The 18,207-nt window shown below is 74.2% G+C and carries 14 protein-coding genes; 7 read left to right on the top strand and 7 right to left on the bottom strand.

Annotated features, from left to right (window positions below):
* Positions 1–6: 6 nt before the first annotated feature.
* The gene (locus Q9S36_RS32705) at positions 7–1,239 is read left to right on the top strand and encodes an ROK family transcriptional regulator (protein WP_311288999.1); all 1,233 of its coding nucleotides are present in this window, start codon (positions 7–9) and stop codon (positions 1,237–1,239) included.
* On the opposite strand, the gene Q9S36_RS32700 is transcribed toward Q9S36_RS32705, so the two are convergent.
* The 6 genes from Q9S36_RS32700 to Q9S36_RS32675 form a co-directional block, all read right to left on the bottom strand.
* Entirely contained in the window at positions 1,201–2,430 is a 1,230-nt protein-coding gene (locus tag Q9S36_RS32700) for an ROK family protein (protein ID WP_311288998.1), read from the bottom strand. The two genes, Q9S36_RS32705 and Q9S36_RS32700, sit on opposite strands and share 39 nt — an antisense overlap.
* 9 nt (positions 2,431–2,439) lie before the next feature.
* The gene (locus tag Q9S36_RS32695) at positions 2,440–3,750 is read right to left on the bottom strand and encodes an ABC transporter permease subunit (protein WP_311288997.1); all 1,311 of its coding nucleotides are present in this window, start codon (positions 3,748–3,750) and stop codon (positions 2,440–2,442) included.
* Between the two features lie 10 nt (positions 3,751–3,760).
* Complete coding sequence (locus tag Q9S36_RS32690) at positions 3,761–4,537, bottom strand: ATP-binding cassette domain-containing protein (RefSeq protein WP_311288996.1); 777 nt, start codon at positions 4,535–4,537, stop codon at positions 3,761–3,763.
* Positions 4,538–4,653: 116 nt separating this feature from the next.
* The gene (locus Q9S36_RS32685; protein ID WP_311288995.1) at positions 4,654–5,754 is read right to left on the bottom strand and encodes a substrate-binding domain-containing protein; all 1,101 of its coding nucleotides are present in this window, start codon (positions 5,752–5,754) and stop codon (positions 4,654–4,656) included.
* A gap of 213 nt (positions 5,755–5,967) precedes the next feature.
* Positions 5,968–7,152, bottom strand: coding sequence for a hypothetical protein (locus Q9S36_RS32680; RefSeq protein ID WP_311288994.1), 1,185 nt, complete (start codon positions 7,150–7,152; stop codon positions 5,968–5,970).
* A 60-nt stretch (positions 7,153–7,212) separates the two neighbouring features.
* Complete coding sequence (locus tag Q9S36_RS32675) at positions 7,213–7,686, bottom strand: DUF6328 family protein (protein WP_311288993.1); 474 nt, start codon at positions 7,684–7,686, stop codon at positions 7,213–7,215.
* An 85-nt stretch (positions 7,687–7,771) separates the two neighbouring features.
* On the opposite strand from Q9S36_RS32675, the gene Q9S36_RS32670 reads away from it, so the two are divergent.
* From Q9S36_RS32670 to Q9S36_RS32660, 3 genes are all read left to right on the top strand, one after another.
* Positions 7,772–8,047 (top strand): Rho termination factor N-terminal domain-containing protein, encoded by a 276-nt coding sequence (locus Q9S36_RS32670; RefSeq protein WP_311288992.1) that lies wholly within the window; start codon positions 7,772–7,774, stop codon positions 8,045–8,047.
* A 28-nt stretch (positions 8,048–8,075) separates the two neighbouring features.
* Positions 8,076–8,249 (top strand): CsbD family protein, encoded by a 174-nt coding sequence (locus tag Q9S36_RS32665; protein WP_311288991.1) that lies wholly within the window; start codon positions 8,076–8,078, stop codon positions 8,247–8,249.
* A gap of 111 nt (positions 8,250–8,360) precedes the next feature.
* Positions 8,361–8,495 (top strand): hypothetical protein, encoded by a 135-nt coding sequence (locus Q9S36_RS32660; protein ID WP_311288990.1) that lies wholly within the window; start codon positions 8,361–8,363, stop codon positions 8,493–8,495.
* 17 nt (positions 8,496–8,512) lie between these two features.
* Here the strand turns inward: Q9S36_RS32660 and Q9S36_RS32655 are convergent, their stop codons facing one another.
* Positions 8,513–9,370, bottom strand: a complete 858-nt coding sequence (locus tag Q9S36_RS32655) for a DICT sensory domain-containing protein (protein ID WP_311288989.1) — start codon at positions 9,368–9,370, stop codon at positions 8,513–8,515.
* 320 nt (positions 9,371–9,690) lie between these two features.
* Between Q9S36_RS32655 and recC the strand changes: the two genes are divergently transcribed.
* Genes recC through recD form a run of 3 tightly spaced genes read left to right on the top strand, consistent with a single transcriptional unit; the run spans position 9,691 to position 18,188 of the window.
* Complete coding sequence (gene recC / locus Q9S36_RS32650) at positions 9,691–13,050, top strand: exodeoxyribonuclease V subunit gamma (RefSeq protein ID WP_311288988.1); 3,360 nt, start codon at positions 9,691–9,693, stop codon at positions 13,048–13,050.
* A gap of 1 nt (position 13,051) precedes the next feature.
* On the top strand, positions 13,052–16,438 hold the full coding sequence (locus Q9S36_RS32645) for a UvrD-helicase domain-containing protein (protein WP_311288987.1): 3,387 nt from the start codon (positions 13,052–13,054) through the stop codon (positions 16,436–16,438).
* Complete coding sequence (gene recD, locus Q9S36_RS32640) at positions 16,431–18,188, top strand: exodeoxyribonuclease V subunit alpha (RefSeq protein WP_311288986.1); 1,758 nt, start codon at positions 16,431–16,433, stop codon at positions 18,186–18,188. The genes Q9S36_RS32645 and recD overlap by 8 nt, the downstream gene beginning before the upstream one ends.
* Positions 18,189–18,207: the final 19 nt, after the last annotated feature.

Raw genomic sequence — 18,207 nt, 5'->3', positions numbered from 1 at the left:
CGTCCGGTGACCAGCGCCTCGCCCGGGCCGGCGAAGCCGACGGCCGGGACCGAGGGGCTGCGTCGGCAGAACACGGCGGTGGTGCTCCGCGCCCTGCGCCAGCAGGGTCCGTCGACCCGCGCCGAGCTGGCCAAGCTGACCGGCCTCGCCAAGGCGACGATCAGCGTGATCGTCTCCGACCTCGAGGCGGCCGGCGCGGTCGCCGAGGGCGGCTCGCGCCCGGGTGTCCGCGGACGGCCGGGGCGTCCGGTGGGGCTGAGGGGCGACCGCTTCGTCGCCCTCGGCCTCGAGCTCAACGTCGACTACGTGTCCGCCGTGGTGCTCGACCTCGCGGGGCAGGTGGTCCTGAGCGAGAGCCGTCCGGCCGCGCCCGGCGCGCTGCTCGACCTGGCCCGCGACGCGGTCACCGCGCACGCCGGCCCGGGCCGGGTCCTGGTCGGCACCACCCTCGCGGTGCCGGCGCTGGTGCGCGGGGACGACCGCACGGTGGCGTGGGCGCCCAACCTCGGGGTCGAGGGTGCCGGGTTGGCCGACGCGGTCGCCGACCTCCTGCCCGGGGGCGAGCTGCAGGTGAGCAACGACGCCAACTGCGCGGCGTACGCCGAGTCGCACCACGGCGCCGCCGTCGGGGTCGCGCACGCGCTCTACCTGACCGGCACCGTCGGCATCGGCGCCGGGATCGTCCAGGACGGCGAGCTGATGCGCGGTGGCGCCGGGTTCGCCGGCGAGGTCGGCCACATGCCGGTCGGCGACTCCACCGCCCCGTGCGGCTGCGGCCGCCGCGGGTGCTGGGAGGCGTCGGTGGGCCTGCACGCGATGCTGGCCGCGGTCGGGATGCCCGAGCTCGACACGCCCCTGCGCACCGCGGAGGCGGTCGCGGCCCGCGCCGCCGGCGACCCCGCCGTACGGGCGGGCCTCGAGCGCGTGGGCCACGACATCGGCCTCGGCCTGGCCATGCTCAGCAGCGTGCTCGACCCCGAGGTGGTCGTGCTCGGCGGCTACTTCGCACCCCTCGGTGAGCTCGTCCTGGGACCTGCCCGGCGCACCCTCGACGAGCGGCTGGCCTCCGCGGTGCAGGTCCGCCCGGAGCTGCGGCTGAGCACGCTGGGGATCCAGGCCGCCGCCCTCGGCGCGGCCGAGCAGTCGCTGGGCCCGGTGTTCTCCGGCGAGCTCGACCTCGCCGAGCCCGACGGGTGGTCGTCAGACCGCGAGCAGCGAGCCCACGTCGACGAGCGCTGAGCCCAGCGCGGCGACGGGGTCGACGAAGAGCGGCTCGAGGGCGATCTCGGCCGCACCCAGCAGCGGGGAGTCGGAGCCCAGCCCGGGCAGGGTCAGGGTGACCGACTCCAGCGGCGCGGGCAGCGCGCGATCGGCGAGCCCGGCGTTCACCTCGGCTCCCACGAGCGGGTAGAGCGTGCGGAAGTAGCCGCCCAGCACGATCAGCCTCGGGTTGAAGGTGTTGACGATGCTGGCCAGGCCGTGCCCGAGGGCGGTGCCGGTCGCCCGAAGCTCCGGGGTCGGCGTGGTGTAGCCCTCGAGGACCTCGTCGAGCTGGGCGACCTTGTCGGGTGGGCACGTGATGGCCTCGGCGATGGCGTGCCCGCCGACCTCGGTCTCCCAGCAGCCGCGGTTGCCGCAGTGGCACGGCCGGCCCTGCGGGTTGAACCGCAGGTGTCCCACCTCACCGGCGTACCCGCCGGCGCCCTCGAGCCGGACTCCACCGGTGATCACCCCGGCACCGACGCCGACGTTGCCCGAGACGTAGATCAGGTCGTCGACGCCGACGCCCGCGCCGCGGATGTGCTCGGCGAGCGCACCCAGGTCGGCGTCGTTGGCGAGCGAGACCGGGACGTCGAGACCCAGGGCGGCCAGCACGATGCCGCCGAAAGAGACGTCGTGCCACTCCAGGTTCGGCGCCAGCCGGATGAGCCCGTCGCTGCGCCGGACCAGGCCGGGGACGCTGATGCCGATGCCGACCAGCGGGGCGGCGGGCGGCGCGCCCTCGACGACCCGGCGGATGAGGGCGGCCACCGAGGCGCCGACCTGCCAGGCCTCGCCGTCGCTGTTCACCGGGGCCTGGGCCCGCTCCAGCACCCGGCCACCGAGCCCGACACGCGCGACCACGGCCCGGTCGACGCCGAGGTCGACGGCGATCACGAACGGTCCCTCGGCCGCGATCCGCACCCCGGCGGACGGGCGCCCGGCTCCCTGCCGGGGCCCGCCCACGGGCGTGGCCCGCTCGGAGATCCCGAGCGACTCCAGCTCGCCGACCAGACCGGCGATGGTGCTGCGGTTGAGCCCCATCAGGCTGGTCAGCTCGGCGCGCGAGATCTGGCCGGCCCCGTGGACGTGCCTCAGCAGCGTGCCGAGGTTGTGGCGCCGGACGGCCTCTTGATTGGTCCCGAGGCCCGCGCGCCGCTGCGGGCTCATGAGGGTGACCTAGACGCCGGCCGAGGAACGACGACGACGCGACACCGCATCCACGCTCGCGGCCAGCAGCAGCACGCCACCGGTGACGAGGAAGTTGATGTAGCTCGCCTGGTTGAGCAGGCCGAGGCCGTTGGGGATCGTCGCGATCACCAGGCCACCGATCACCGCGTCGATCGCTCGACCACGACCACCGAAGAGGCTGGTGCCGCCGATGACCGCGGCGCCGACGGCGTACAGCAGCTCGTTGCCGCCGCCGGAGCCCGGCGAGACCTTGCCGGTGTACGACGCGGCGAGCAGCCCGCTGAGGGCCGCCATCGAGGTGCAGATGACGAACGCGGCGATCTTGACGCGGTTGACGTTGATGCCGGCGCGGCGAGCGGCCTCGGCGTTGCCGCCGACGGCGTAGAGGTGCCGGCCGAACCGCGTGCGGGTCAGCACGAAGGTCCAGAACAGCAGCAGCACGACGACCACCGGGAGCACCCACGGGATGCCGCTGATGTTGAACAGCGCCGGGTTCGGCGCGCGGTTGGCGCTGAGCAGGGCGGTGACGCCGAGGACGATCGCACCCAGCACGACGATCCGGAGGATGACCAGGCCGAGCGGCTGGTGCACCAGGCCCTTGGCCGAGAGGGTGCGGTAGCTCCACAGCGACATCGCCGCGAAGCCCGCGACGATGAGGACCGCGGCGATCCAGCCCGCGGTGACCGGCACGTTCTTGATCGACAGTCCGCGCAGCACCTCGTCGTTGAACCGCAGCGAGCCACCCGAGCCGATCAGCTTGAGCGGGATGGCCTGCAGCGCCAGGAAGAACGCGAGGGTCACCACGAACGACGGGATGCCGAGGAAGGCGACCAGGGCGCCGATCGCCAGGCCGATCACCGCACCGGCGGCGACGCCGGCGAGGGTCGCCGCCCACCAGGTCCAGTCGTAGTCGATGAGCATCAGCGCGATGATCGTCGCCGCTGCGCCGCCGGCCACGCCGGCGGACAGGTCGATCTCGCCCAGCAGCAGGACGAACACGATGCCCATGGCGAGCACGATGATCGAACCGGCCTGGATCACCAGGTTGGCCATGTTGTAGGTCGTCAGGAAGCGGTCGTGCAGCGAGCTGAAGACGATGAACAGGAAGACCAGGCCGAGGATCGCGGGCAGGGAGCCCATGTCGCCGCCGCGGAGGCGGTCGAGGTAGTCCCGGGCGGAGTCGCGGATCGAGGCCGCCTGCCGGTTGTCGTTGTCGAAGCCGCTGGCTCCGCGGGAGGCGGGGCTCGGCGCGGTGCCGCCGGCGGCGTCAGGGGTGGGGACGTCGGTCATGTCAGTCATGTCGGCTCCTTCAGACGGTCGCGGTCGACGGGTTCTCGGCGATGCCGAGGTCCCCGGAGCGTCCGGCGGTGATCAGCTCGACGACCTGGCTGTGGGAGACGTCCTTGGCAGGCACGTCAGCGGCCACTCGCCCGAGGTAGAGCGCGGTGATGCGGTCGGCGACCTCGAAGACGTCGCCCATGTTGTGCGAGATCAGGACGACGCCGAGGCCACGGTCCGCGAGGCGTCGTACGAGGTCGAGCACCTGGCGGGTCTGGGCCACACCGAGGGCGGCGGTCGGCTCGTCGAGGAGGACGACCTTGGAGTTCCAGAGCACGGCCTTCGCGATCGCGACCGTCTGGCGCTGGCCGCCGGAGAGGCTGGCGACGCTCTGGCGCACGGACTTGACGGTGCGCACGGAGAGCGACGAGAGCGTCTCGCGGGCGCGGGACTCCATGGTGACCTCGTCGAGGCCGAGCCCCTTGGTCTCCTCGCGGCCGAGGAACATGTTCTGGACGATGTCGAGGTTGTCGCAGAGGGCGAGGTCCTGGTAGACGACCTCGACGCCGAGGCCGGCGACGTCGCGCGGACCGTGCACCTCGACCTTGTTGCCCTCGAAGAAGTAGTCACCGCTGTCGCGGCCGTAGATGCCGGCGATGATCTTGACGAGCGTCGACTTGCCGGCGCCGTTGTCGCCCACGAGGGCGGTCACCTGTCCGGGGTAGACGGCGAAGTCCACGTCGTGGAGGACGTGCACCACGCCGAAGCTCTTGTTGACGCCGCGCAGCTCGAGCAGCGGTTGAACCATGGGTCCCACTTCCGATCAGCAGAATTTGTTGTGCGAGACGACGGGAACGACGCCCGGGCCGGGTCCTCCAGCCCGGGCGTCGCGTTCCGCCGAGGGTCAGGCCGTCCTGATCGGGATCAGGAGATGCCGGCCTCGGTGCACAGGTCGGCGAACTTGCCGGCGCACACGTCCTCGAGCTTCTGGCCGCCGTCGTCGATCACGTCGCCGACGTTGTCCTTGGTGATGGCCTGCGGCTCGAGCAGGATCGAGGGGACCTCGCTGTCGTCGGAGGAGTCGACCGTGGTGCCGGTGGTCTGGGCCTCCTCGCCGTTGACCAGCGCGATGGCGGCGTCGGCGAGGGCGTTGGCCTCCTGGGTGGCCGACTTGTAGACCGTCATGCACTGGGTGCCGGCGAGCACGTTCTGCAGGCCCTCGACCGTGGCGTCCTGGCCGGTGACCGGGACCTTGCCGGCCTGGCCGTTGCCCTCGAGGATGCTGATGGCCGCGCCACCGAGGCCGTCGTTGGCCGCGAGCACGCCATCGACCTTGCCATCAGCCGCGGTGTAGAGCTGCTGGAAGATCGTGGCCGCCTCCTCGTTGTCCCAGTCCGGGACCGCCTGCTCGCCGACGACGGTGTAGTTGCTGATCTCGTCGAGCACGCTGTGGGCGCCCTCGGCGAACAGCGTCGCGTTGTTGTCGGTGGGCGAGCCGTTGAGGTAGACGATGTTCGCCTTCTTGTCGCCGAGGCAGTCCGCGAGGCCCTGGCCCTGCAGCTCGCCGACGACGGTGTTGTCGAAGGAGACGTAGTACTCCGCCGAGCCGCCGAGGGTGAGGCGGTCGTAGTCGATGGTCGCGACGCCCTGCGACTTGGCCTTCTCCTGGATGGCCGCGCCGGACTCGGAGTCGAGGTTGACGATCGCGAGGACCGTCACGCCGTTGCCGATCATGGTGTCGGCGATCTGGGTCATCCGCTCCGCATCGCCCTCGGCGTTCTGGATGTCGTACTCGACACCGGCCTCCTCGAAGGCCGCCTCCAGCGCCGGGCGGTCCGCGCTCTCCCAGCGCACCGAGGACTCGGTGTCGGGCAGGATCACGCCGATCTTGCCGTCGGCCGCGCTGCTGCCGCCGTCGTTGCCGCTGCCGGAGTCACCCGAGTCCCCGTCGTCGCCACCGCAGGCGGTGAGCGCCATCGAGAGACCGAGCAGGGGGACCAGGACCAAACTGTGCTTCCGCTTCACACGAACCGCCTCCTAGCGATTTCGATCGCACGTCGGTGGCAGGTCGCCATGCCTCCGCGCATATGTTGTTCGGCACAACATATGGAGTGATGGTGGTCACGTCCATACCGGATCGCAGCCGTGACCGGTTTGTTACCGAACCGGCCCGTGCTCCCGCGTGGCGAGCGCCACAACGGACTGGACCACTGGTCCGGTCGACGCCTCGCGGCGTGGCTAGCCGGTGGGAGCGACCGCCCCGCTCCACACGTGGCCGCCGTCGCCGGCGTCGCCCACGAGGAGCAGGTCGTCGCCCTCCGCGGCGACCAGGGTGTGGTCGCCGGCCGTCTGCGGCTCCAGCGGTACGGCGACCTGCCGCCAGTCCCGGCCGTCGCCGGTCTGCCACAGCTGGTAGCGGTCACCGGTGCTGACCGTGGCGAGCACGCCGACGGACGTGCGCACCAGCGATGCCACGTAGGGTGCTCCGCGCCACGAGTCCGCGATCCTCCCGAACGGCACCGCGTCGCCCCAGCCGTCGTCGTCGCGCACCCACGCGGCGAAGCCGTCCCCGCTGCGGCCGACCGCCAGGACGCGGTCGTCGTCGAGCGCCACGACGCGGTGCACGTCCTGCACTCCGTCCGCGGCCGGCATCTCCTCGGGCGTCCACGCCAGTGCGTCGCGCGAAGTCCAGGCGAGCGGGTCCTGGTCGAGGTGGCGCCCGGTGCGGGCGCCGGCGCCGACCAGCACCCACTCCTCCCCCGACCAGCCCGCGCCCTGGGCCAGCGACTCCAGGTCCCCGTCGTCGGTGAGCCCCGGCTCGCCCTCGACCCGGGTGAACCCGCGCGGGTCGTCGGTGAACCACACTCCCGGCCCGGAGAGACGGTTGCCGGTGATCAGCCAGCCGGGCGGGCCGCCAGCAATTGGACCGACGTTGGTCGCGGTGACCCCGCCGTACTGGGTGAAGACGGCGGACACGTCGACGAGCCGGTCGCCCTCGAGCCGGAAGGTGGTGACACGGGGGTTGCCGTGCGCGCCCCCGGACCGGGCCCCCACCACCGCGATGCGCCCCCGCGAGCACGCGACCGAGTTGAGGATTGCTCGCCTCCCCCAGTACGTCGACGCGTCGACCGCGACGGACGCCCACGTCGTGCGGTCGGGGGAGAACCAGGCCGCGGGGCGGGTGTCGCGGGTCTCGGTCGGACGGTCGAGGAAGACGGCGCCGACGACCCACCAGCCGTCCCCGCACCCGACGGCGTCCCGGACCACGGTCCGGCCGGGTGCCCCCGCGGGCGCGGGCAGCGTCCGCTCGGTCCAGCTCACGGTCACGCGCACGGGCTCGTCGGTGCGGCCGGGCGACCCGGTGCACCCCGCGAACGCGAGCACACCGACGACCGCCAGCACCCCGACCGGTCGCAGCTCCACACCCGGAGTGTGCCGCACGGCAGCGGGCGGGCGCCGTGCCGGCGCGGGCTCAGCGCGGACTCAGCGAGGTGCGACGCGGGCGGGCAGCGCCACCAGGAGGCCGACGAGGACGAGGAAGGCGACGACGGCGCCTGCCGCGGCGGCGGCTCGGTCGTAGACCATGTCGATCACGAGGAAGGCGATCCCGCCCAGCAGCACGCCGATGAGGCCCAGCGCGACCACCGTCATCCGGTGCCCGGCCTGGACGAGCTCGGGCTTGGCGCCCTCCTGGAACACCCGGCGGTGGATCGCGACCGGAGAGAGCATCACCCCGACCGTGCCGAGCGCGAGCCCGAGCAGGCCGACGTACCACCCGCGCTGGAAGGCGTCGAGGTCCTCGAAGCGCTCCTGGAACGGCAGGGTGACGAGGAAGCCGGCCAGCAGCTGCACGCCTGTCTGGCTGACCCGCAGCTCCTGGAGCAGCTCGTTCCAGTTGCGGTCGGCGCGCTCGTCCTCGGTCTCCTCGCGCGTCCCCTCGGAAGGTGTCTCGGGCATCCTCCGGACGCTACTCACGGGCTCGGATCGGCACACCCCCCCACGGGTGAACCGCCCTCACCACCCCGGTGGCACGGTGGGAGACATGGCTGAGAAACGGAAGGATCCGGGACCGTCGGTCAAGGACCCCGCGGTCTACGAGGCGCTGCGCGACGACGGCGCGAGCAAGGAGAAGGCCGCCCGCATCGCCAACGCGTCCGCGGCCCAGGGCCGCTCCGAGGTGGGCCACCGCGGCGGCGAGGCGCAGGACTACGAGGACCGCACCGTCGACGAGCTGCGCACGCGCGCCGCCGAGCTCGACATCGAGGGCCGGTCGTCGATGTCGAAGGACGAGCTGATCGACGCTCTCCGCAACCACTGACCGTTCCACCGAGGAAAGGGTTCACACGATGGGTCTGGACGACAAGATCGACAACAAGGGCGACGAGCTCAAGGGCAAGGCCAAGGAGGCCGCCGGCAAGGCGACCGACGACGAGCAGCTCGAGGCCGAGGGCAAGGGCGACCAGATGGGCGCCAACGTCAAGCAGGCCGGCGAGAAGATCAAGGACGCCTTCAAGGGCTGATCCTCGGAGCAGTTCGGGGACCAACGGCCGGTCCCGTCGTCACGCACGACGGGACCGGCCGTTCTCGCGTCGGTGCGCATGACGGCGCGTCCACGGGGGTACTCCACGGTGATGGACCCCCGACACGAGCCCGACCAGGTCGACCCGAGCAACCAGAGCGGCCGCCCCCTGATGGTGACCCTCGTGCCCGTCGCCATCATCGCGGCGCTCGCGATCCTCGTGGCGGTCTACTTCCTGGCGAAGTAAGGGCCTCGCGAGGCCTCTCAGCGCGGCGGGTCGAGGTGCCCCAGCGCCCGCAGCCACACCCGGTCGGCCTCGACCGCCGGCGTGGCGGCGCGCGGTGTGACGTCGTTGATGAGCGCCTCGACCGCGTCCGGCACCTGCGCTCCGGTCGCCCTGGCCGTCGCGACGACCGCGCGCGCCGCGGCGAGGGCGACGGGACGGTGCGTGCTGATCACCGACTCGTAGGCCGGCTCCTCGCCCGGCCGGGCGGGGACCTCCCACGCCGAGACGACGGCCGAGAAGCCCGCGCTCACGCTGATCACGACCCACTCGCGCCTCAGCGGCGAGTCAGCCGGGAGCTGGCACCGCGCGGGCCGGGCACCCGGGTCCGCCGGCAGGTCGTCGTCCGCGAAGTCGGCGACGACCGCGCTCCATGACGCCGTGCGGGCCAGCTCGTCCCAGCGATGTCGCGCCCGCCCGAAGCGGTAGCCGCTCTGGAAGGCACCCAGGACCACCGGGCGGTCGGCGCGGGCGAGCGACTCGTCCTCGACGGCGTACGACGCCGCGACGAGCGCGGGCCGGCCCAGCCGCTGGGGCCGCAGCTCGGGGAAGTCGCGGACCAGGACGGCGTGGACGGACTCGGGGGCTCCGTCGGCCTCCCGCCGGGCGACGGCGTCGATGGCGAGCTGGAGCGGCACCCCGCTGTCCCGGACCGCGAGCACCTCACGCACCCGTCGTACGTCGGCGTCGGTGAAGCGCCGGTGCCCGGCGGGCGAGCGCATGCCGGCCGGGAAGCCGAACCGGTTCTCCCACGTGCGCAGCACCGCCGGCGTGACCCCGGTCCGGGAGGCGAGCACCCCGATGCTGAATCCCTCGTCCACCACGTCTGCAGTCTCCACCACGCCTGCCTTCACCCCTGCCCTTCCCGCTCCCACAAAACCCTTGCCAAACGTGTTGAAGTAACTTATACATGACCGTAGAACTATTGGTCCACCACTCAAGGAGATCCCATGGCAAGCGTGATCCTCATCAGCACCGTGGCGATCCTGGTCGCCGTCGTCGGCTGCTTCGTGATCTGGCGCATGGACGCCGCCCGGGCCGAGGAGATCGAGAACCGCTCCTGACCCACGCCGGTCGCCGGGGGCCACCTTCCACTCCCGGCGGCCGGGCCGGCGCGGGTCACCCCACCGGCGTCGGTGGCCGCTCATAGGGTGGCGGCGTGACCCTGCACCTCCACACCGCCGAGCGCACCGACGCGCTCGCCGGGGGCCTCGCCGACCTGCTGGTCACCCCGCTCGACGACCCGTTCGCCCGCGAGGTGGTCGTCGTCCCGGCGCGCGGCGTGGAGCGCTGGCTCACCCAGCGCCTCTCCCACCGCCTCGGGGTCGGGCCCCGCGGCGGCGACGGCGTGTGCGCCGGGGTGGACTTCGTGACCCCCCACTCGCTCGTCTCGATGCTGCTCGACCGCGACACCGAGGACCCGTGGAGCCCCGACCGACTGGCGTGGCCGCTGCTGGCGGTGATCGACGGGTGCCTCCACGAGCCCGGGTTCGAGGACCTCAGCCGCCACCTGGGCGGGGGCGACCCCGCCGACGAGCGCAGCGCCCGGCGCTACGCCGTGGCGCGCCGGCTCGCGGGCCTCTTCGCCTCCTACGCCGTGCAGCGACCGCAGCTGGTGCGCGACTGGCGTGCCGGCGAGGACTCCGACGGGGCCGGCGGCCCCCTCGACGCCGACCTCCGCTGGCAGGCCGAGCTGTGGCGGCGGCTCGTGGCGCAGGTCGAGGAGCCGGCTCCCGACGTCCGCCACGCGCAGACCCTGGCGCGCCTGCGCGACGGCGCGGCCGGCCTCGACCTCCCCGGTCGGCTCTCGCTGTTCGGGCACACCCGGCTCCCGGTCACGGAGGTCGAGCTGCTCCGCGCCCTGGGCGAGCACCGCGACGTGCACCTCTGGCTGCCGCAGCCCTCGCCCGTGCTCTGGGCGGCGCTGGCGCCGACCGCCCTCGAGGGCCCCGTCGCGCGGGCCGACGACCAGTCGGCCGACCTGGTCGGGCACCCCCTCCTCGCGTCGCTGGGCCGCGACTCGCGCGAGCTGCGCCGCACCCTCGGCGGGCTCGAGGCCGACCAGTCCCCCGCCCGGCAGGCCGACCCGACCACGCTGCTCGGCTGGCTGCAGGCAGACCTGCGCGCCAACCGCTCCCCCGACGCCGAGACGCTCGCGACCCGGGTGCGCGCGCCGCACGACCTCTCGGTGCAGGTGCACGCCTGCCACGGCACCGCCCGGCAGGTCGATGTCCTGCGGGAGGTGCTGGTCGGCCTGCTGCAGGACGACCCGTCCCTCGAGCCGCGCGACATCCTCGTCATGTGCCCCGACATCGAGACCTACGCGCCGCTGATCTCGGCCGGGTTCGGCCTGGCCGACGTGGCCCACGAGGACGTCGGTCACCCGGCCCACCGGTTGCGCGTCCGGCTCGCCGACCGGTCCCCGGGCGCGACCAACCCGTTGCTCGGGGTCGCGGCCGACCTCGTCGAGCTCGCAGCCGGGCGGATGACCGCGACGTCCGTGCTCGACCTCGCGGCGACGGAACCGGTGCGGGCCCGGTTCGGCTTCACCGACGACCACCTCGAGCGGATGGCGCGCTGGGTCGACCAGGCGGCGATCCGCTGGGGCTACGACCGCGACCACCGCGGCGCCTTCGGCCTGGACCTCGACGCCAACACGTGGCTGGCCGGGCTGCAGCGGGTGCTCCTGGGCGCGGCGATGTCCGGCGGCGGCCACCGCGTGGTGGGCGCGACGCTGCCGCTCGACGACGTCGGTGACGGCCACCTCGACCTCGTCGGCGCCTTCGTGGAGATGGTCGACCGGCTGCACACCTTCGTCCGCTCGGCGGCCGACGCGACGTCCGTCGCCGACTGGACGACCGCCCTCGGCGCCGCCGTCCACGGCCTCACGGCCAGCAGCACCGACGACGCCTGGCGGGTGGCCCAGTTCGACCGCGAGCTCGCCCGCATCTCGGCCGGCGTGGGCGGCCACGAGACCCGGCTGCGCCACGCCGACGTCCGCGCGCTGCTGCGCCACCGCCTGCGCGGGCGGCCCACCCGCAGCAACTTCCGCACCGGCACGCTCACCGTCTGCACCATGGTGCCGATGCGGTCCGTGCCGCACCGGGTGGTGTGCCTGGTCGGGCTCGACGACGGCGTCTTCCCGCGCCTGGAGTCCGTCGACGGCGACGACGTCCTCGCCCGGCGACCGCTCACCGGCGAGCGCGACGTGCGCTCCGAGGACCGCCAGCTGCTGCTCGACGCGATCGGGGCCGCCACCGAGACCCTGGTGGTGACCTACGCCGGTCGCGGCGAGCACACCAACGACGACAAGCCGCCCGCCGTCCCGCTCGGCGAGCTCCTCGACGCCCTCGACCGCACCAGCAGCGCGCCGGTGCGTGCCGACGTGCTCGTCCAGCACCCCCTCCAGCCCTTCGACGAGGCCAACCTGACCGCGGGGGCGCTGGTCCGTGCCGACGACCGACCGTTCTCCTTCGACCGCACCGCCCTGGCCGGCGCCCGCGCCGCCCGGGCACCGCAGCCGGCGCCGAAATCGCTCGTGCCCGGCCCCCTCGCGCCGCCCGAGCCCACCGGCGAGGTGTCGCTCAGCGACCTCCAGGACTTCTTCGCCCACCCGGTCCGCAGCTTCCTGCGCCAGCGCCTGCGCGTCACCACCCCCTACGACGTCGAGGAGACCAAGGACGCCATCCCGATCACGCTCGACGGCCTCGAGAAGTGGCAGGTCGGCGACCGGCTGGTGCACGACGTGCTCGCCGGCGGTGACCCCCAGGCCGCCATGCTGGCCGAGCAGCTGCGCGGCCTGCTGCCTCCCGAGGACCTCGGGGCGGCCATGCTCACCGACATCGTCGCCCGCGTGCGCCCCCTCGTGGAGGCGGCGACGCCGCTGCGCTCGGGCCTGCAGCGCACGCTGGACGTCGACATCGACCTCGGTGACCGTCGGCTCACCGGCACCGTGAGCAACGTCTTCGGCAACAACCTCGTCGCCGTGAGCTACTCCAGCCTCGGCGCCAAGCACCGGCTCGCCGCCTGGCTCGACGCCCTCGCGCTGGCGGCCGGCCACCCGGACGAGAACTGGACCGCCCACACCATCGGTCGCTGGGGGCGGTCCGGGCGCCGCGCGCTCGTCTCCCCGATGCCCGACGACGAGGCGCGCACGCACCTGCGCGACCTCGTCGCCGTCATGGAGCGGGGGCAGCGCGAGCCGCTGCCGCTCCCGATCAGGACCAGCCTGGCGTTCGCCGAGGAGTTCGCCATCGGCGAGCGCGGCCAGGCCGACCCCGACGCCAAGGCCCGCGGCGAGTGGGTGACCCCGCGCTTCAACGACAGCGGCTTCCCCAAGGAGGACGGCGACCAGTGGCACGTCCGCGCGTGGGGCGAGTCCGCCCCCTACGACCTGCTCGCCGCGCCGCTGCTGCCCGACGAGGCGGCCGCGGACGGCCCGGCGCCGCACCGCCTGGGCCACTACGCCCTCCGGGTCTGGTCCCCGCTGCTGTCCCTCGAGCTGGTACGGGGGATCTGACGTGACCGAGCCCCTCACCGCGTCGCCCACCATGGACACCTTCGACATCTGCGGCGAGCTCCCGACCGGCACCACGCTGCTCGAGGCCAGCGCCGGCACCGGCAAGACCTGGACCATCGCCGCGCTCGTCACCCGCTACCTCGCGGAGGGCGTCGCGACGCTCGAGGAGATGCTGGTCGTCACCTTCACGCGCGCGGCCAGCCAGGAGCTGCGCGACCGGGTGCGCCGCCAGCTCGACGACGCCGCAGCCGTGCTCGGCGAGCCGGCGACGGCCGACCCCGCCAACCGGCTGCACGACTGGCTCCTCGACGCCGACGAGGACGAGCGCGCGGTCCGGCTCGCGAGGCTGACCCGGGCGCTCACGACGTTCGACGCCGCGACGATCGCCACCATCCACCAGTTCTGCCAGCTCGTGCTCCGCAGCCTGGGTGTCGCCGGCGACACCGACACCGGTGCCGTGCTCGTGGAGGACCTCGAGCAGCTCACCACCGAGGTCACCGACGACCACTACCTCCAGCTCTTCGCCCGCCAGCAGCAGGCGCCGTGGACCCGCGAGGACGCGCTGGCCATCGCCCGGGCCGTCGTCGACGACCCCCGCGCCCGCGTCGCGCCGCAGGAGGCGCTCTCCGAGGACCCCGACGGCGGCGCGGCGGAGCGGGTGCGCTTCGCGTGCGGGGTGCTCGACGAGATCGACCGCCGCAAGCGGCGCCTCGGGGTGCTGTCCTACGACGACCTCCTCGGCCAGCTCGCCGACGCGCTGGGGCCGGAGGACTCCCCCGCCCGCGCACGCATGCGCAACCGCTGGAAGGTCGCGCTCATCGACGAGTTCCAGGACACCGACCCGGTGCAGTGGCAGGTCTTCGAGCGCGCCTTCCACGGGGTGTCCACGCTCGTGCTCATCGGCGACCCCAAGCAGGCCATCTACGCCTTCCGCGGCGGCGACATCGTCACCTACCTCGACGCAGCCGAGCAGGCCACGACCCGGCAGACCCTCGGCGTCAACTGGCGGGCCGACCAGCCGCTGCTCGAGGCGCTCCACGTGCTGGTCGAGGGCGCCGCGCTCGGCGACGACCGGATCCCGGTCCACCCCGTCACCGCCCACCACCCGACCTCGCGCCTGGAGGGAGCCGGACCGCCGTTCCGGCTCCGCGTGGTCCGCCACCAGGAGCTCGGCCGCAGGCGCCCCCGGATCGGCGACTGGCGCGAGCACGTGCTCACCGACCTCGCCGCCGACGTCAAGCGGCTGCTCACCAGCGGCGCGACCGTCGGGCCCGGGGAGGACGGGCGCCCGGTCGAGCCGAAGGACGTCGCCGTGCTCGCGGCCCGGCGCGCCGACCTGCTCGCCGCCCAGGACGCGCTGGCCGCCGTCGGCGTGCCCGCCGTGCTCAACGCCGGCGGGTCGGTCTTCAAGACCGCCGCGGCGACGCAGTGGCTGACCCTGCTCGAGGCGCTCGAGCAGCCCCACCGGGCCGACCGCGTGCGGGCCGCGGCGCTGACCGACTTCCTCGGCCGCACCGCCGAGGAGCTGCAGGCCGAGCCCGACCCGACCGACACGCTCAGCGAGCACGTACGCCGGCTCGCCGACGTGTTCGCGGCCCGGGGCGTCGCGGCCGTGCTGGAGTGCGCCGTGCTCGACGGGCTGACCGCCCGGGTGCTGGGACGCGTCGGCGGCGAGCGCACGCTGACCGACCTGCGCCACATCGGCGAGGCGCTGCACAAGGTCACCGTCGACGAGCGCCTCGGCGTCGTCGGCCTGCTGGGCTGGCTGCGCGCCCAGGTCGCCGACGACAAGCTCGAGGTCGCCTCCGAGCGCACCCGGCGGCTCGACTCCGACGCCGCCGCGGTGCAGCTGGTCACGATCCACGGCAGCAAGGGCCTCGAGTACCCCATCGTCTATCTCCCGACCCTGTGGGACCGGTGGGTGCGCGACGAGGACGTGCCCCTGTTCCACGACGCCGACGGCAAGCGCTGCCGCGACGTCGGTGGCCCGAGCCGCTGGCGCGACGCGGCCGTGACGCGCAGCCGGCACGAGGACGCCGGGGAGTCGTTGCGCCTGCTCTACGTCGCGCTCACCCGCGCACAGTCGCAGGTCGTCGCCTGGTACTGCCCCACCGCCAACAACACCGCCAGCGCACCGCTGCACCGCATGCTGTTCGGGCGCGCTCCGGGGCACCCGGTCGTCCACGACGAGCAGGCCGTCCCCGGCGACGAGGAGGTGGTGGAGATCCTCGGCCGCTGGAAGGGCGCGGGCGGGCCCCAGCCCGAGCTCGCCGTGCCCGGCGCCGTCGACACGACGCCCATCGACCGCCCGTTGCCACCGCTGTCGGTGCGGTCGTTCGACCGCGACGTGGACACCGACTGGCGCCGGACGTCGTACTCCGCGCTGGCGGCGGCGGCCGCCCCGCACGCGGGGGCACCCGACCGGGTCCTGTCCGAGCCCGACGACGTGCCCGATCTCGACGAGGCCGACCTCGAGGACGTCCCCGACGACGCGCCCGCCCCCGAGGCAGACCTGGAGCTCACCGCGGTCGCCTCCCCCATGGCCGACCTCCCGGTGGGCGCGGAGTTCGGCTCGCTGGTGCACGAGGTCCTCGAGCACGCCGACCCTGCCGCGCCCGACCTGCGCGCCGAGCTGCTGGCCCAGGTCGAGGAGCGCCGCGCGTGGTGGGCGGTCGAGGTCGACGCCGAGGAGCTCGCCGACGCGCTCGTCGCGGTGTGCGACTCCCCGCTCGGCCCGCTGGCCGGCGGGCTCACGCTGCGCGAGGTCCACGTCCCCGACCGGTTGCGCGAGCTGGACTTCGAGCTGCCCCTCGCCGGGGGCGACCTCGCGGCGCGGGAGGCCACGGCGCAGGTCGTCCTCGGTGACCTCGCGCCGCTGCTCCGCGCCCACCTCCCGGAGGGCGACCCGCTGCTGGCCTTCGCCGGCACGCTCGAGGCCGACCCCGCCCTGGCCGGCCAGCGCCTGCTCGGCTACCTCACCGGCTCGATCGACGTCGTGGTGCGGGTTCCGGTCGACGGTCGCACCCGCTTCCTCACCATCGACTACAAGACCAACTGGCTGGGCGACCGGGCCGCGCCCGCGACCGCCTGGGACTACCGCCCGGCCGTCCTGGCCGAGGCGATGGGGCACTCCGACTACCCCCTCCAGGCCCTCCTCTACACCGTGGTCCTCCACCGCTACCTCCGCTGGCGGCTCCCCGGCTACGACCCGGCGGAGCACCTCGGCGGCGTCCTCTACCTCTACCTGCGCGGGATGTGCGGCCCCGCGACGCCGAGCGTCGACGGGCAGCCGTGCGGGGTGTTCTCGTGGCAGCCGCCCGTCGCGCTGGTCACCGCCCTGTCCGACCTCCTGGACGGAGCCACCCCCATGAGGACCCCGCATGACTGACCTCTTCGAGCCCGTCGACAGCACCGACGCCCGACTCGCCCTCGGGGCGACCGGGCTGCTGGCGCACTTCAACGTCGCCGGCGTGCTCACCAGCGCCGACGTGCACGTCGCGCGCGCCCTCGGCCGCCTGGGCCGCGAGCCCGACGAGCAGGTGCTGCTGGCCGTCGCGCTCGCCGTGCGGGCGGTGCGCGCCGGGTCGGTCGCGCTGGACCTCGCGACGGTGGCCGACCCGCCCGACCTCCCGTGGCCGCCTGCCCCGGAGTGGGCGGCGGCGGTCGCCGGGAGCCCCCTGGTCGCCGCCGGCCTGGTCCGCTGGGACAACGACCTGCTCTACCTCGACCGCTACCACGAGCAGGAGACGCAGGTCGTCGACGACCTGCTGTCCCGGGCCGCGACGTCCCCCGCCCACGACGCGGGGCGGATGGCCGCGTCGATGGAGCGGCTCGTGGGCGCGATGCAGCGCGCCCGTCCCGGCACGACGTACGACGAACAGGTCGCGGCGTGCCTCGCCGCGGCGGGGCAGTGGACGACCGTCCTCACCGGCGGCCCCGGCACCGGCAAGACGACCGCGGTGGCGAGCCTGCTGGTCGGGCTGCTCGACCAGCACCCGGGCGGCCTCCGGATCGCCCTCGCCGCGCCGACCGGCAAGGCGGCGGCCCGGCTCCAGCAGGCGGTGCACCAGGAGGCCGAGGCCTTCGACGAGGCCGACCGGGTGCGGCTCGCCGGCGTGACCGCCTCGACCCTGCACCGGCTGCTGCGCCCCGACCCGGGCAACTCCACGCGGTTCCGCCACCACCGCGGCAACCGCCTGCCCCACGACGTGGTGGTCGTCGACGAGTCGTCGATGGTCTCGCTCACCCAGATGGCGCGCCTGCTCGAGGCGGTGCGCCCCGACGCCCGGCTGGTGCTCGTGGGCGACCCGCACCAGCTGTCCTCGGTCGAGGCCGGTGCCGTGCTGAGCGACGTGGTCCGCGGCTTCCAGGACCGCCCCGACTCACCCGTCGCCGGGCTGCGCACCACCCACCGGTTCGGCGAGCAGATCCGCGCGCTCGCCGAGGCGTTGCGCACCGGCGACGCCGACGAGGCCCTGGCCGTGCTGGCCGCCGGCCACGAGGCGGTCGAGTGGGTCGACGACGCAGACCCCGCACCGCGCATCCGCACGACGGCGCTCGAGGCCGCCCTCGCCGTCCGCGACGCCGCCGAGCGCGGTGACGTCGCCGCCGCGCTCGAGGCGCTCGACCGGCACCGGCTGCTGTGCGCGCACCGCGACGGCCCCTACGGCGTACGCCACTGGAACCGTCGTATCGAGCACTGGCTCACCGCCGAGACCGGCGACCCGCTCCACGAGCGCGCCTACGTCGGCCGCCCGCTCCTCCTGACCGCCAACGACCACCAGCTCGGCGTCTACAACGGCGACAGCGGGGTCGTGGTGATGACGCCCGGTGGTCCGCGGGCCGTCATCGCCGCCAGCGACGGGCCGCGCGACCTCGCGCCGTCGCGGCTCGGCGACGTGGAGACCATGCACGCGATGACGATCCACAAGTCGCAGGGTTCCCAGGCCGACGTCGTGACGGTGCTCCTGCCCGACGAGGACTCCCGGCTGCTGTCGCGCGAGCTCTTCTACACCGCCGTGACCCGCGCCCGGTCGCGCGTGCGGGTGGTGGGCTCGGAGGCAGCGATCCGGGCGGCGATCGGCCGGCGGGCGCAGCGCGCGAGCGGGCTCGCCCTACGCCTGGCAGCGGCGCCGTGAGCGGGTCGTCCCACCGACG

This window comes from Microbacterium sp. ARD31 (genome assembly GCF_031844425.1).
Note: the sequence above shows the minus strand (reverse complement) of the source record. Positions and strands in the feature narration are given on the sequence as shown.

Excerpts from the sequence above, each read along its gene's own strand:
- Q9S36_RS32700 (WP_311288998.1), bottom strand. The coding sequence starts at position 2,430 with ATGAGCCCGCAGCGGCGCGCGGGCCTCGGGACCAATCAAGAGGCCGTC.
- Q9S36_RS32695 (WP_311288997.1), bottom strand. The coding sequence starts at position 3,750 with ATGACTGACATGACCGACGTCCCCACCCCTGACGCCGCCGGCGGCACC.
- Q9S36_RS32690 (WP_311288996.1), bottom strand. The coding sequence starts at position 4,537 with ATGGTTCAACCGCTGCTCGAGCTGCGCGGCGTCAACAAGAGCTTCGGC.
- Q9S36_RS32675 (WP_311288993.1), bottom strand. The coding sequence starts at position 7,686 with ATGCCCGAGACACCTTCCGAGGGGACGCGCGAGGAGACCGAGGACGAG.
- Q9S36_RS32670 (WP_311288992.1), top strand. The coding sequence starts at position 7,772 with ATGGCTGAGAAACGGAAGGATCCGGGACCGTCGGTCAAGGACCCCGCG.
- Q9S36_RS32665 (WP_311288991.1), top strand. The coding sequence starts at position 8,076 with ATGGGTCTGGACGACAAGATCGACAACAAGGGCGACGAGCTCAAGGGC.
- Q9S36_RS32660 (WP_311288990.1), top strand. The coding sequence starts at position 8,361 with ATGGACCCCCGACACGAGCCCGACCAGGTCGACCCGAGCAACCAGAGC.
- recD (WP_311288986.1), top strand. The coding sequence starts at position 16,431 with ATGACTGACCTCTTCGAGCCCGTCGACAGCACCGACGCCCGACTCGCC.